Annotated in this window: 15 protein-coding genes; 12 read left to right on the top strand and 3 right to left on the bottom strand. The window is 73.8% G+C overall.

Translation table 11 applies throughout. The features are described from left to right. Positions 1 to 24 precede the first annotated feature (24 nt). A complete protein-coding gene (locus tag OHS82_RS09740) occupies positions 25 to 750 on the top strand; it encodes a class I SAM-dependent methyltransferase (RefSeq protein WP_057582219.1) in 726 nt (241 codons plus the stop codon). 102 nt (positions 751 to 852) lie between these two features. Then, positions 853 to 1,194 (top strand): DoxX family protein, encoded by a 342-nt coding sequence (locus OHS82_RS09735; RefSeq protein WP_328433701.1) that lies wholly within the window; start codon positions 853 to 855, stop codon positions 1,192 to 1,194. A gap of 48 nt (positions 1,195 to 1,242) precedes the next feature. On the opposite strand, the gene OHS82_RS09730 is transcribed toward OHS82_RS09735, so the two are convergent. Then, a complete protein-coding gene (locus OHS82_RS09730; protein ID WP_328433700.1) occupies positions 1,243 to 2,166 on the bottom strand; it encodes a sigma-70 family RNA polymerase sigma factor in 924 nt (307 codons plus the stop codon). A gap of 290 nt (positions 2,167 to 2,456) precedes the next feature. Between OHS82_RS09730 and OHS82_RS09725 the strand changes: the two genes are divergently transcribed. From OHS82_RS09725 to OHS82_RS09700, 6 genes are all read left to right on the top strand, one after another. Continuing rightward, entirely contained in the window at positions 2,457 to 3,290 is an 834-nt protein-coding gene (locus OHS82_RS09725; RefSeq protein ID WP_057582213.1) for a M55 family metallopeptidase, read from the top strand. Next, the gene (locus OHS82_RS09720) at positions 3,283 to 4,587 is read left to right on the top strand and encodes a M20/M25/M40 family metallo-hydrolase (protein WP_057582211.1); all 1,305 of its coding nucleotides are present in this window, start codon (positions 3,283 to 3,285) and stop codon (positions 4,585 to 4,587) included. The genes OHS82_RS09725 and OHS82_RS09720 overlap by 8 nt, the downstream gene beginning before the upstream one ends. Continuing rightward, positions 4,584 to 6,650: a S9 family peptidase gene (locus OHS82_RS09715; RefSeq protein ID WP_328433699.1), complete on the top strand. Its 2,067-nt coding sequence runs from the start codon at positions 4,584 to 4,586 to the stop codon at positions 6,648 to 6,650. Before OHS82_RS09720 ends, OHS82_RS09715 begins: the two co-directional genes overlap by 4 nt. Beyond that, the gene (locus tag OHS82_RS09710) at positions 6,647 to 7,570 is read left to right on the top strand and encodes a S66 peptidase family protein (RefSeq protein ID WP_057582209.1); all 924 of its coding nucleotides are present in this window, start codon (positions 6,647 to 6,649) and stop codon (positions 7,568 to 7,570) included. Before OHS82_RS09715 ends, OHS82_RS09710 begins: the two co-directional genes overlap by 4 nt. Positions 7,571 to 7,638: 68 nt before the next feature. Beyond that, positions 7,639 to 7,893, top strand: a complete 255-nt coding sequence (locus OHS82_RS09705) for a LapA family protein (RefSeq protein ID WP_057582208.1) — start codon at positions 7,639 to 7,641, stop codon at positions 7,891 to 7,893. 20 nt (positions 7,894 to 7,913) lie between these two features. Continuing rightward, positions 7,914 to 8,477: a GNAT family N-acetyltransferase gene (locus tag OHS82_RS09700; protein WP_057582207.1), complete on the top strand. Its 564-nt coding sequence runs from the start codon at positions 7,914 to 7,916 to the stop codon at positions 8,475 to 8,477. On the opposite strand, the gene OHS82_RS09695 is transcribed toward OHS82_RS09700, so the two are convergent. Then, entirely contained in the window at positions 8,437 to 8,796 is a 360-nt protein-coding gene (locus tag OHS82_RS09695; RefSeq protein ID WP_328433698.1) for a DUF6204 family protein, read from the bottom strand. The two genes, OHS82_RS09700 and OHS82_RS09695, sit on opposite strands and share 41 nt — an antisense overlap. Positions 8,797 to 8,900: 104 nt before the next feature. Continuing rightward, a complete protein-coding gene (locus tag OHS82_RS09690; RefSeq protein ID WP_328433697.1) occupies positions 8,901 to 9,854 on the bottom strand; it encodes a TIGR03557 family F420-dependent LLM class oxidoreductase in 954 nt (317 codons plus the stop codon). Between the two features lie 386 nt (positions 9,855 to 10,240). On the opposite strand from OHS82_RS09690, the gene OHS82_RS09685 reads away from it, so the two are divergent. From OHS82_RS09685 to OHS82_RS09670, 4 genes are all read left to right on the top strand, one after another. After that, entirely contained in the window at positions 10,241 to 10,642 is a 402-nt protein-coding gene (locus OHS82_RS09685) for a hypothetical protein (protein ID WP_328433696.1), read from the top strand. A 4-nt stretch (positions 10,643 to 10,646) separates the two neighbouring features. Further along, complete coding sequence (locus tag OHS82_RS09680) at positions 10,647 to 12,494, top strand: transketolase (RefSeq protein ID WP_057582203.1); 1,848 nt, start codon at positions 10,647 to 10,649, stop codon at positions 12,492 to 12,494. Beyond that, entirely contained in the window at positions 12,491 to 13,423 is a 933-nt protein-coding gene (gene ligD / locus OHS82_RS09675; protein WP_199863929.1) for a non-homologous end-joining DNA ligase, read from the top strand. The genes OHS82_RS09680 and ligD overlap by 4 nt, the downstream gene beginning before the upstream one ends. Positions 13,424 to 13,540: 117 nt before the next feature. Further along, complete coding sequence (locus tag OHS82_RS09670; protein WP_328436044.1) at positions 13,541 to 13,960, top strand: gas vesicle protein GvpO; 420 nt, start codon at positions 13,541 to 13,543, stop codon at positions 13,958 to 13,960. Positions 13,961 to 14,092 lie beyond the last annotated feature (132 nt).

The following is a 14,092-nucleotide window of genomic DNA, read 5'->3' as shown; positions in this document are numbered from 1 at the left end:
GCTGTGCACCCAGGGGAGTTGGGCATGAGCGTGGCGAGTCGGTACCGGCAGGCGTGGGAGGGTTTCTGGCGGGAGGCCCCGGACGAGCCGGGCGGTGTGTTCTGGGACGCGGACCCGAAGGTCACCGCCGCGCTCCACCTCGCCCTCTTCGAGCCCCATCTCGTCGACGCAGAACTGGCGTTGGTGGACCTCGGCTGCGGCAACGGCACCCAGACCAGGTACTTCGCGGACCGTTTCCCGCGGGTGATCGGCGCCGACCTGTCCGCGGCCGCCCTCGACCACGCCCGGCGCGCCGACCCCGCCCAACGGGCCGGGTACCGGGAGCTGGACGCGGCCGAGAAGGGCGCGGCCGAGGCGCTGCACGCCGAACTCGGGGACGCCAACGTCTATGTGCGGGGCGTCCTGCACAGTTGCGAGCCCGCCGACCGGCAGCCCCTGGTGAACGGCATCGCCGCGCTGGCGGGGGAGCGCGGCCGGGTCTTCCTCGTCGAGCTGTCGGAGGCCGCGCGTCCCGTCCTCGGCGCGCTGGCGCAGAGTCCGTCCGGTCCGCCGCCGAAGCTCGCGCCCGTCTTCCGGCACGGCATCGCCCCCGGCGAGGTCGCCGACGACGCGGTGCCCGTCCATCTGCGGGACGCCGGGCTCATGGTGCTGGCGTCGGGCGAACTGCCCCTCATCACCACCGAGTTCACGGACGAAGGCGCCAGGATCGAGCTGCCGTCCAGGTGGCTGGTGGCCGCCCGGAGCATGTGACCGCCTTCACATGGCAACGGCCTCTCGTGCTGTCACATCCCCGCCGTGGGCGGTGTCAGGGGGGTGAGGAGCACACGGAAACCCCCAAGAGGAGCTGTTGAAATGTCCACTGCCTATGTCGTCGTCACCGCCGTCGCCGCAGCCATGGCCGGCTTCTCGGCCGCCTCGGTCCTCCTGGGCGCCGAGTGGGTCGTGAAGCCGCTGGCCGACTACGGAGTGCCGCGCGCCTGGGGGCCGTGGCTCGGCGCGGCCAAGGCCGCCGGAGCGGTCGGTCTGCTGGCCGGACTGTTCGTGCCCGTGGTCGGCGTGGCCGCCGCGATCGGCCTCGTTCTGTACTTTCTCGGGGCGGCGGTCACCGTGCTGCGGGCCCGCTGGTTCTCGCACGTGCCGTTCCCGCTGCTGTACGCGGCGCCGGCGGCGGCCTCGCTGATCCTGGCGTTCTGACCGCGCGAGGGGGCGGCCGCAGGACACGGCCGCCCCCTCGCCCGTGCGTCAGTCGTCGAGTCCGGCGGTCTCGCCCGACGGGGCGTCGGGCACCGCCACCTCGATCCCGGCCAGCCGCTCCCGGTCCGCCACGACGTCGATCGCGGTGATGCCGTCTTCCGCGAACGTGAAGACGAGCACGAGCCGCAGCCTTCCGTGCGGCGCCATGACGAGGCCCACCGTGCCGTCCAGCAGGGCGGGACCGGTGAACCGGGCCCGGCCGGTCGCCGCCATCGCGCCCTCGGCCACCGGGCGGGCGCCGCTCACGGCGACCGGCCCGGGCGTCGGGATCACGAAACGGTCGGCGGTGAGCACCACGTCGGGGTGCAGCAGCGCCAGGAGCGCCTCGAAGTCGCCGCCGCGGGTGGCGGCGAGGAAGGCGTCGACGACCTCGCGCTGTCTGGCCCGGTCGACGGCGGGAGCACCGCCGCCCCGGACGCGGCGGCGGGCCCGCCCGGTCAGCTGGCGGGTGGCGGCCGGTGTCCGCTCGATCAGCGGGGCGATGTCGTCGAACGGCACGGAGAACAGGTCGTGCAGGACGAACGCCAGCCGCTCGGCCGGGGAAAGCGTGTCCAGGACGACGAGGAGCGCCACCCCGACCGCGTCGGCGAGGAGCGCCTCCTCCTCGGGGTCGCCGGCCTCCGCCGGGGCGGCGGCGAACCCGACGGCGTCGGCGGTCTCGGCGTCGAGCGGCGTCTCCGGCCGCCTCCCGCGGGAGCGCAGCATGTTCAGGCACACCCGGCCCGCCACCGTGGTCAGCCACCCGCTGAGGTTCGCCACGTCGCCGACGTCGGCCCGGCTCGCCCGCAGCCACGTCTCCTGCACGGCGTCGTCCGCCTCGCTGAGCGAGCCGAGCATCCGGTGGGCGACGGCGCGCAGCCGCGGCCGGTCGGCCTCGAAACGCTCCGCCGCCAGCGTGGTGTGTGCGGTCATGGCCGGATCCCCCTCGTGGTCACCGCGGCGCGGACGCGCGGTCACCGCGGTGTGGACGTGTACGCGGAGATCACAGCACGCCGGTGTGCGGTGGTGCCAACGGCCGCACCCCGGCGGGGCCTCGTCGCGTGGACGCCCTCCCGCGCCTCGCGGCCGCCCGGCGCCGCACCGCGCTCACCGGCACCGCACGCCCCGTCACCGGCGCCGACGGGTGTCGCGGCCTTTCTCCGGCGTGATCGACCGGAGAGGTCCTAGGCTCGGACTTCCTGGACCGGACGGGGGCCGCGGACGTGAAGATCCTGATCAGTGCCGACATGGAGGGCGCCACCGGCGTCACCTGGCCCGCCGACGTGCTGCCGGGGACCGCGCAGTGGGAGCGGTGCCGGACGATGTTCACGTCCGACGTCAACGCCGCCGTGCTGGGGTTCTTCACCGGCGGAGCCGACGAGGTCCTGATCAACGAGGCCCACTGGACCATGCGCAACCTGCTCCTGGAGCAGCTCGACGAGCGGGCGCAGATGCTCACCGGGCGGCACAAGTCGCTGTCCATGGTGGAGGGCGTCCAGCACGGGGACGTCGACGGCATCGCGTTCGTGGGCTACCACGCGGGCGCCGGGATGGAGGGCGTCCTCGCCCACACCTACCTCGCCAACTCCATCACCGGCGTCTGGCTCGACGACGTGCGGGCCAGTGAGGGGCTGCTCAACGCACGGGTGGCCGCCGAGTACGGCGTGCCGGTCGTCCTCGTCACCGGCGACGACGTGGCCTGCGAGGACGCGCTCGGCTACGCGCCCGAGGCGCTGAAGGTCGCGGTCAAGGACCATGTCTCACGCTATGCGGCCGTGTGCCGCACCCCGGCCCGCACCGCGGCCGACATCCGGGCGGCGGCGAAGGAGGCAGCCGCTCTGGCGGTCCGTCAGGAGCCGGTGCGCGCCGGCCCGTTCACCGTCGCCGTGGAGTTCGACGCCGAGCACCTGGCGATGGCGGCCACCGTCGTGCCCGGCGTCGCCCGCACCGGCGAGCGCAGGGTCGCGTACACCAGCGGCACCATGTACGAGGGCATCCGCACCTTCAAGGCGGTCACCACGATCGTCTCGGCCGCGATCGAGGAGCAGTATGGCTGACGCACATGCGCTGGACGAGGTCGTCCGCCTCACCTGCGACCTCATCCGCTTCGACACCGGCAACCGGGGCGGCGGCGACTGCCGGGAACGGCCCGCCGCCGAGTACGCGGCCGCGCTGCTCGCCGACACGGGCGTCGAGCCGGCACTGCTCGAACGCACGCCGGGCCGCACCAACGTGGTGGCCCGGATCGAGGGCTCCGACCCTCACGCGGACGCCCTGCTCGTCCACGGCCACCTGGACGTCGTCCCGGCCGAGGCCGCCGACTGGAGTGTGCACCCCTTCTCCGGCGAGGTGCGCGACGGCGTCGTGTGGGGCCGCGGCGCGGTCGACATGAAGAACATGGACGCGATGATCCTCGCCGTGCTGCGGGCCTGGTCCCGGCAGGGCGTGCGGCCCCGGCGCGACCTGGTCGTCGCCTTCACCGCCGACGAGGAGGCCAGCGCCGTGGACGGCTCCGGGTTCCTCGCCGACCGGCATCCGGAGCTGTTCGAGGGCTGCACCGAGGCCATCGGCGAATCCGGGGCGTTCACCTTCCACGACGGCGCCGGACGCCAGATCTACCCCGTCGGCGCGGGCGAGCGCGGCACCGGCTGGCTGAAGCTCACCGCGCACGGGCGCGCCGGACACGGCTCCAAGGTCAACCGGGAGAACGCGGTGACCCGGCTGGCCGCTGCCGTCACCCGGATCGGCGAGCACGCGTGGCCGCTGCGGCTCACCCCCACGGTCCGCGCGGCGCTCACCGAACTCGCCGCGCTGTACGGCATCGAGACCGACCTGAGCGATGTCGACGGCCTGCTGGAGAAGCTCGGCCCGGCCGCCGCACTCGTCGAGGCCACGGTGCGCAACAGCGCCAACCCGACGATGCTGGACGCCGGTTACAAGCTCAACGTGATCCCGGGGACGGCCGTCGGGTACGTCGACGGACGGTATCTCCCCGGCGGCGAGGAGGAGTTCCGGGCGACGCTCGACGCCCTCACCGGACCCGACGTCGACTGGGAGTTCGCGCACCGCGAAGTCGCCCTCCAGGCACCGGTGGACGCGCCGCTCTTCGCCCGGATGCGGGCCGCGGTCGAGGAGTTCGCGCCCGAGGGGCACGTGGTGCCGTACTGCATGTCCGGCGGCACGGACGCCAAGCAGTTCTCGCGGCTCGGCATCACCGGCTACGGCTTCGCCCCGCTGAAGCTGCCGCCCGGGTTCGACTACCAGGCCCTCTTCCACGGCGTCGACGAACGGGTCCCGGTCGACGCGCTGCACTTCGGCGTCCGCGTCCTCGACCGGCTCCTGCGGACGGCGTGAACCGCGTCGTGGGCGCCACGGAGGGCGAGGCGCGGGTCCTGCCCTACGGTTCCTGGCCGTCGCCCGTCGACGCGGCCCTCGCCGCCGCACACGACGGCCGCCCCGAGTACGTGGGCTTCGTCGGCGACGAGGTGTGGTGGACCGCGCCCCGGCCGGCCGAGAACGGCCGCCGCACCCTCGTGCGGCGACGCGCGGACGGCGCGCAGGAGTCGGTGCTGCCCCCGCCCTGGAACGTGCGCAGCCGGGTCGTCGAGTACGGCGGCCTGCCGTGGGCGGCCGCGGTGCGCGACGGCGAGGTCCTGGTGGTGTTCACGCACTTCGCCGACCAGCGGCTGTACGCGCACGAGCCCGGATCGGGCGGCGCGCCGAGGCCGCTCACCCCCGTCTCCACGGTGGGCGGCGGACTGCGCTGGGCGGAGCCGCAGTTGCTGCTCGGTCGGGACGAGGTCTGGTGCGTGCTCGAGGAGTTCACCGGCGAGGGGCCCGGCGACGTGCGCCGGGTGCTCGCGGCCGTGCCGCTGGACGGCTCGGCCGCCGACGACCGCGCCGCGGTGCGCGAACTCACCGACGAAAGACACCGGTTCGTCACCGGCCCGCGCCTGACCCGGGACGGCCGCCGGGCCGCCTGGCTGGCCTGGGACCATCCACGGATGCCGTGGGAGGGCACGGAGGTCCTGGTCGCCGACGTCACACCGGACGGCGCCCTGAGCGCGGCGCGGGTCGTGGCGGGCGGCCCGCGCGAGTCCGTCGCACAGGTCGACTGGGCGCCGGCGGCGGCGGCCGCGGCGGCGGCGACGGCGGCGGGCGGACCCGCGGGGACGGCCGGCGAGGGCGTACCGCCGGCGGACGATCGTCTGCTGTACGTCAGCGACCGCAGCGGCTGGTGGAACCTGTACCGCGACCACGAGCCGCTCTGCCCGCGGCAGGAGGAGTTCGGCGGGGCCCTGTGGAAGCTCGGACTGCGCTGGTTCGCGCCGCTCGACGACGGGCTCGTGGCCGTCGTCCACGGCCGGGGGACCACCGCTCTCGGGATCCTCGACCCGCAGACCGGCGAGGTCGCCGACGCGGCCGGCCCGTGGACGGAGTTCGCCCCCACCCTCGCGGTGCGCGGTGACCGCGTCGTGGCCGTCGCCGCGAGCCCGCACAGCGGGTACGAGGTGGTGGAGACCGACGCCCGCACCGGCCGGACCGCAGTCGTGGGCGCCGCGCACCACGACCCGGTGGACCCCGCCCACTGTCCGGAGCCCCGGGTGCGGACGTTCGCCGGGCCCGGCGGGCGCGACGTCCACGCGTACGTCCACCCGCCCCGCCACCCCGGCGTCGTCGGCCCCGACGACGAACTGCCGCCGTACGTGGTGTGGGCGCACGGCGGGCCGACCGACCGCACCCCGCTCGTGCTGGATCTGGAGATCGCCTACTTCACCTCCCGCGGCATCGGGGTCGCCGAGGTCGACTACGGAGGCTCCACCGGGTACGGGCGGGAGTACCGGGAGCGGCTGCGCGAGCAGTGGGGCGTGGTCGACGTCGAGGACTGCGCGGCCGTCGCCCTGGCCCTCGCCGACGAGGGCCTCGCGGACCGGACACGGCTGGCGATCCGCGGCGGCAGCGCGGGCGGCTGGACCGCCGCCGTGTCGCTGATCCGCGGCGGCGTCTACGCCTGCGGCACCATCCGCTACCCCGTGCTGGACCTCGTCGAGTGGGCGACGGGCGGGACCCACGACTTCGAGTCGCACTACCTGGACTCCCTCGTCGGACCGCTCGACGAGACGCCCGCCCGGTACGCGGAGCGCTCGCCCGTCGAGCACGCCGACCGGATCACCGTGCCGTTCCTGCTGATGCAGGGCCTGGACGACGTGATCTGCCCGCCCGCCCAGTGCGAGCGGTTCCTGCACAGGCTGGCGGAGCGGCCCGTGCCGCACGCGTACCTCACGTTCGCCGGCGAGGGGCACGGGTTCCGGCAGGCCGCCACGACGGTGCGCGCCCTGGAGGCCGAGCTCTCGCTGTACGCTCAGGTGTTCGGGCTGCACCCGCCCGGCGTCCCCAGGCTGGAGCTCGCACCGTGAAGGAACTCGTACGGCCTCCCCGTCTCGCCCCCGGCGCCCGGGTCGCGGTCGTCGCACCCAGCGGGCCGGTGGCGGAGGAACGGCTGCAGGCCGGTCTCGACCTGCTGCGCGGCTGGGACCTCGACCCCGTCGTCGCCCCGCACGTGCTGGACCGGCACCGCGCCCTGCCGCACCTCGCGGGCACCGACGCCGACCGGGCCGCCGACCTCCAGCAAGCCTGGTGCGATCCCTCCGTCGACGCGGTGCTGTGCGCACGCGGCGGCTACGGCGCCCAGCGCGTCGTCGACCTGCTGGACTGGGACGCGATGCGGGCCGCCGGCCCGAAGGTGTTCGTCGGCTTCAGCGACAGCACCACCCTGCACGAGGCGTTCGCCGTCCGGCTGGGCCTGGTCACGCTGTACGGGCCGGTGGCCGCGGGCATCGACTTCATCAAGAACGCCCGGACGCAGGACCATCTGCGGGCCACCCTGTTCGCCCCCGAGACCGTCCGGGTCGTCGGCGCCGCCGGCTCCGCCCTCGCCCCCGGGCGGGCGCGGGGCATCACCCTGGGCGGCTGTCTGATGCTGCTCGCCACCGGGTACGGCACCCCGCACACCCGGGCCGGCGCCCGCGGCGGGCTGCTCCTGCTCGAGGACGTGGGCGAGCCGCCGTACAGCGTCGACCGGGCCCTCACCCAACTGCTGCGCACCGGATGGCTGGACGGCGTCGCGGGCGTCGCCCTCGGCTCCTGGGACCGGTGCGGCCCCTACCAGGAACTGCGTCCGGTCCTCGCCGACCGGCTCGGCGGCCTGGGCGTCCCCGTCGTCGAGGAACTCGGGTTCGGGCACTGCGAGGGAGCGCTGACCGTGCCCTTCGGCGTGAGCGCCGAGCTCGACGCCGACGAGGGCACGCTCACCCTCGACGCGCCCGCCCTGCGCTGACCTCGCCGCGTCACCCGAAGAGCAGCCCTCACCGCGCGTGAGCCGGCCGCCGGGCCGACGCTGGTCCCATGAGCCCGAAGACCTCGCAGAGCGCCACGACCTCCGGGAGCCGGGGGAGGACGACCATGACGCCGGGCCGGATCGCCGTCCTGGTGCTCGGCGTCCTCGCCCTGGTCTTCATCTTCGAGAACACCCAGGCGACGGAGATCCGGCTGCTGGTCCCCGTGGTGACGATGCCGCTGTGGGCGGCCCTGCTGGCGACAGCGGTCGTCGGCGCGCTGTGCGGGTCGTACTTCGCCTACTCCCGGACCCGGCGGAGGTGACCCGGTCGTAGGCTGGTCCGATGCCGCACACCGCATCGCGCTACCTCGCCGAGGGCCCCCGCGTGGGGATACGCCACTTCACCTACGAGGACGGACCGGAGTTCACCTCCCGCGCGCGGGAGAGCAAGGATCTGCACCACCCGTGGCTTTTCCCGCCCGCCACCCCCGACGCCTACACGGCCTACGCGGGCCGGCTCATCGAGGATCCGACCAAGGCCGGCTTCCTGGTGTGCACCCGGGAGGACGACGCCATCGCCGGGTTCGTCAACGTCAACAACATCGTCGAAGGCGCGTTCCAGAGCGGCGCACTGGGCTACGGCGCCTTCGCGCACGCGGCCGGACGGGGGCTGATGCGCGAGGCGCTCGGCCTCGTGGTGCGCCACGCGTTCGGACCGCTGCGGCTGCACCGGCTGGAGATCAACGTGCAGCCCGGAAACGCCGCCTCGATCGCCCTCGCCCGCGCCTGCGGCTTCCGCCTGGAGGGATTCTCCCCGGAGATGATCCACATCGACGGGGAGTGGCGCGATCACGAGCGGTGGGCGATCACCGCCGGGCCGCGGACCGGGCCGCGGACTTCTGGTTGATCTTCATGGTGTCGAGGTCCGTGACCGTCGACCGCAGCCCGGTGAAGCCGTAACCGAGCTCCCGCAGCGCCGTCTCCGCGCGCTCCTCGGCGAGCGCGCCCGCCATCTCGTCGCCGTCCGCCGCGTCCGACACCACGACGTAGCGCATCGAGAAGTGCTTCAGCGGCGACGGCTCGTACGTCAGCGTGCCCTCCTCGGTGAACCGCATGCTCGTCAGCCCGTGGTCCGCCGCCTCGGCGAGCAGCCGCGCGCGGTCCTCCTCACGCAGGCCGTCCCACGTGCCCCGGACGATCACCCGGTAGGTGTGCTGCTCACTCACTGCCGCTCCTCGCTCCTTCACGTATGCCGTCGACGCCGTCGACGCCGTCGAAGGAGCGACTCTACGGGCGCGGGGCCGCCGCCCACCCGGAATTTCCGGGCCGGTCACGGCAGACTCGGAAGCACCTTGGTGCGGTAGAAGTCGAAGAAGCCGCGCTGGTCGGGGCCGATCTGGCCGACGTAGACGCGGTCGAAGCCGGCGTCGGAGAAGGCCGTGAGGGCGGCGAGGTGCTCGTCGGGGTCGTCGCCGCACACCGTGTTCTCGGCGACCATCTCCTCGCTGACCAGCGGATCCAGCTGCTCGAAGTGGCTCGGTGTGGGCAGGATCTGGGCCATCTCGCCGGGCAGCAGCTGGTTCGACCACAGCCGGCGCACCGTGCGGACGGCTTCGGCGCGATCCGCGCCGTAACAGACCTTCGTGCCGCCGCTGACGAGCCCCGCGCCCCCGCCGCCCTTGCGGAACTGCTCGACCATGGGCTCGTCCGGCATCATCGTGATGTAGCCGTCGCCCACCCGGGACGCGAGGGAGGTCGCCTTCGGGCCGAACCCGGAGACGTCGATGGGGACCGGCTCGTCGGGGACCGTGTACAGACGGGCGTTCTCCACCGTGTAGTGGGGGCCGTAGTGGCTGACCTCCTCGCCGGTGAACAGCCGGCGCATCACCTGGATCGCCTCCTCCAGCATGTCCAGGCGCACGTTCGCGGGCGGCCAGGCGTCGCCGAGGATGTGCTCGTTCAGCGCCTCGCCCGAGCCGACGCCGAGACGGAAGCGGCCGTTCGTCATCACCGCGGCCGTGGCGGCGGCCTGCGCCACCACCGCCGGATGCATCCGGACCGTCGGACAGGTCACGGCCGTCTCGATCGGCAGCGACACCGCCTCCGAGAGCGCGCCGATCACCGACCAGACGAACGGGCTCTGGCCCTGCGCGCCGTTCCACGGGTGGTAGTGGTCGGAGATCCACAGCGCCTGGAATCCGGCCTGCTCGGCCATGCGCGCCTGCTCGACGAGGTCCGCCGGGGCGAACTCCTCGCAGGCCAGGAAGTAGCCGTACTCGGCCATGGGGGTACCTCCGCGACTGGGTCCATCCGCTGTCGCCGCCCGGGTACCCGGAGCCCGGACGGGAAACCGGAGCACGTTTGACCGCCCCTGCCCGGGGGACGCGGAGACCCTCGGACGACACCCGCCCGGACACCGTCGGAGGTCCCCGTGAGCCGAGCTCGCATCGAGATCGCCTCCGTCGGCTCCGCCGGGGCCGGACGGTCCCGGCGCCGTGCCAGGTCACCGGGTGCGGTCCGCGCCGGCCCCGGTGGGCGCCGTACGGCAGGCCGGACCCGGCAGACCGCGTCCGACCCGGGGCGGCGACCGGCGACGAGGTGCCACACCCGGGACGCCGGCACCGTCCGGGACGGGGCGGGCGACCCGACGACAACGATGAGGGGAACGACGTGAACGACCAGAATCAGGCGACCACCGAGTCCGGCGAACCGCATCCCTCCCCGGAGGACGGCTCCCAGTCGATCAGCGCGCCCACGCCCGAGGTGGGACGGCACGGGGGCGGCGACGCCGGATCCGCCCGGGAACGGTCGTCGCCGGAGGACGGCTCCCGGTCGATCGACGCGCCGACGCCCGAGGTGGGACAGCACAGTTCCGGACCGGCGAGGACGTCGCACGACGGCCGCGACGGCGAGTCCGCCGAGGAGCCCGCGAGGAACCAGCCGGGCGGCGAGCCCGCGAGGAACCAGCCGGGCGGCGAGCCCGCGAGGAACCAGCCCGGCGGGGAGCCCGCGAGGAACCGGCCCGTCCCCGGGGCCGCCCAGCGCGACGACCGCGCGGAAGGAGACCGCTGACCCGATGGACACCGCCGAACTCGTCGAACTCGGACAGCAGTTGAGGGTGGACAGTGTGCGCGCGTCCGCCGCCGCGGGCTCCGGGCACCCGACGTCCTCGATGTCGGCCGCGGACCTGATGGCCGTCCTCCTCGCCCACCACCTCCGTTACGACTTCGACCGCCCGGCCCATCCCGGCAACGACCGCTTCGTCCTCTCCAAGGGCCACGCCTCCCCGCTGCTGTACTCCGCCTACAAGGCCGCCGGGGCAGTCGACGACGAGGAACTGCTGACCTTCCGCAAACTCGGCAGCCGGCTCGAGGGACACCCCACCCCGCAGCGACTGCCATGGGTGGAGACGGCCACCGGATCGCTCGGCCAGGGCCTGCCGGTCGGCGTCGGCATCGCGCTCGCCGGGAAGCGGCTCGAGCGCACCGGCTACCGCGTCTGGGTGCTGTGCGGGGACAGCGAGCTTGCCGAGGGCTCGGTGTGGGAGGCCGCCGAGCACGCGGGCCACGAGCACCTGGACAACCTCACCGCGATCGTGGACGTGAACCGGCTCGGCCAGCGCGGCCCCACCCGGCACGGCCACGACCTGGACGCCTACGCCCGCCGCTTCCAGGCATTCGGCTGGCACACGGTCGAGGTCGACGGACACGACGTGGACGCGATCGACCGCGCGTACGGCGAGGCGGTCTCCACCAGCGGGCAGCCCACGGTGATCCTCGCGCGCACCCTCAAGGGCAGCGGCGTGGCCGCCGTCGAGGACCGTGAGGGTCTGCACGGCAAGCCGCTGCCGGACGCCGACGAGGCGATCGAGGAGCTGGGCGGCGTCCGTGACCTGCGGGTCCGCGTGCACGAGCCGGCCGACGCCCGGATGCTGCACTCCGTCCCCTCGGGACAGCCGGACCCGCCCACCTGGCAGGTGGGCGAGGAGGCGGCGACCCGGGACGCCTTCGGCAAGGCCCTCGCCGCCCTCGGCACCGCCCGCGAGGACGTCGTCGCCCTCGACGGCGAGGTCGGCGACTCCACCCGCGCCGAGGCCTTCGCCAAGGAACATCCCGACCGCTACTTCGAGTGCTACATCGCCGAACAGCAGCTGGTCGCCGCCGCGGTCGGACTCTCGGCGCGCGGCTGGACGCCGTACGCCTCCACGTTCGCGGCCTTCCTGAGCCGCGCCCACGACTTCATCCGCATGGCGGCCGTCAGCGGCGCCGGCGTCAACCTGGTCGGCTCCCACGCGGGGGTCGCCATCGGGCAGGACGGCCCCTCGCAGATGGGCCTGGAGGACCTGGCGATGCTGCGGGCGGTGCACGGTTCCACCGTGCTGTACCCGTGCGACGCCAACCAGACCGCCCGGCTCGTCGCCACCATGGCGGGCCTGGACGGCGTGCGCTACCTGCGCACCTCGCGCGGGGCCGCGCCGGTCCTCTACGGGCCGGACGAGGAGTTCCCGGTCGGCGGCAGCAAGGTGCTGCGCTCCTCGGAGCACGACCGCATGACGATCGTCGCGGCCGGCGTCACCGTGCACGAGGCGCTGAAGGCCGCCGACGCGCTCGACGGCGAGGGCATCGCGGTCCGGGTCGTCGACCTGTACTCCGTCAAACCCGTCGACCGGGCCACACTGCGGCGCGCCGCCGAGGAGACCGGCTGCCTGCTGACCGTGGAGGACCACCACCCGGAGGGCGGCCTCGGGGACGCGGTCCTCGACGCCTTCCTCGACGGCCGTCCGGTGCCCCGCCTGGTGCGTCTCGCCGTCCGGACGATGCCCGGTTCGGCGAGCCCGGCGGAGCAGCTGCACGCCGCCGGCATCGACGCCGAGTCGATCGCCGCGTCCGCACGGCTGCTGGTGGAGCAGGCGATCACGCCGTGAGCGGCGACCCGGTGCACACGGTGCGCGCCGGCCGCCGGACCCTGGAGGTGCACCGGCCGGACAAGGTGCTCTTCCCCGGCGGCGGGGACGCGAAGGAGTACACGAAGGCCGACCTCGTCGCCTACTACCGGGACGTCGCCCCGTTCATGCTGCCGCAGCTGCGCGGCCGCCCCCTGATGCTGGAACGGCATCCGGACGGCGTCGACGGGCCGCGGTTCATGCAGAAGAACACACCGGAGCACTACCCCGAGTGGATCACGCGGGTGGAGCTGGCGAAGGAGGGCGGCACGGTCTGTCACACCGTGTGCGACGACGCCGCCACGCTGGCGTTCCTCGCCGACCAGGCGTGTGTCACTCTGCACCGCTGGCTGTCCCGGTCCGACCGGGCCGACCGCCCCGATCTGATGGTCTTCGACCTCGATCCGGCGGACGGCTCCCGCTTCGCCGCCGTTCGCGAGACGGCCGGGTGGCTGCGCGAACTCCTCGGCGAGCTGCGCCTGCCCGCCGACCTGATGACGACCGGCTCGCGCGGGCTGCACGTCGTGGTCCCGGTCGACGGGCAGGACGACTTCGACGAGGTCCGCGCGTTCGCCCGGGACGTCGCCGCAACTCTCGCCGCCGAGCATCCCGACCGGCTGACCACGGCGGCCCGCAAGAAGGACCGCGGGGAGCGGCTCTACCTGGACGTCCAGCGCAACGGGTACGCGCAGACCGCCGTCGCCCCCTACACGGTGCGCGCGCTGCCGGGGGCGCCCGTCGCCACGCCGATCAGCTGGGCGCAGCTCGACGATCCCGATCTCGGCCCGCGCCGCTGGACCATCGCCGACGCCGTCGCCCAGGCCCGCACGCGGCCCTGGTCAGGGACGTCGGGACGGGGGCGCGCGCTGGGCCCGGCCCGACGCCGGCTCGACGCACTACGGGGCTCGTGAAGGTTTGGTCAAGGGAGTTCCGGCCACCCGAAGGGAGAGGTGGCCACGATGAACACGAAAAGCACTTCACACACACATCGATCCCGCGATCCCGACGGTTCGCGCGATCGGGACGACATTGACTCCCCAGACCATTCCGACCGCTCGAGCAGTTCCCACCGTTCGAGCACTTCTGACAGTTCTGACAGTGCCGACGATTCGAGGAATCCGGACAGACGACGGAGCCCTCGGCGCGGGAGAGGCGGAGACGACGTGGCAGACGACCGGCCGGGCCCCATGGACGTGCTGCGCCAGGCGCGCGCCCAGCTCGCGGAGCTGACCGGCATGAGCGCCGAGAGCGTCTCGTCCTTCGAGCAGACCGAGGACGGCTGGTCCCTGGAGATCGAGGTCATGGAGCTGGCCCGGGTGCCGGACACGATGAGCCTGATGGCGAGCTATCAGGTCGACCTCGATTCCGGCGGTCAGCTGACCGGCTACCGGCGTGTCCGCCGCTACGAGCGCGGGCGGGCCGACGCACATCGGCAGGGCGGCCGCTAGGCCGCCGGCCCGTACAGGTTCCCGACCATCCACTTCAAGAACTTCAAGAACTTCAAGAACTCCAAGAACTTCAAGAACTTCAAGAACTCCAAGAACTCCAAGAACTCCAAGAACTCCAAGACAAGGAGGCGC

It is taken from the genome of Streptomyces sp. NBC_00425 (genome assembly GCF_036030735.1).
Lineage (GTDB): Bacteria > Actinomycetota > Actinomycetes > Streptomycetales > Streptomycetaceae > Streptomyces.
The sequence above is the reverse complement of the archived record's forward strand: the minus strand, read 5'-3'. Positions and strand labels throughout refer to the sequence as shown.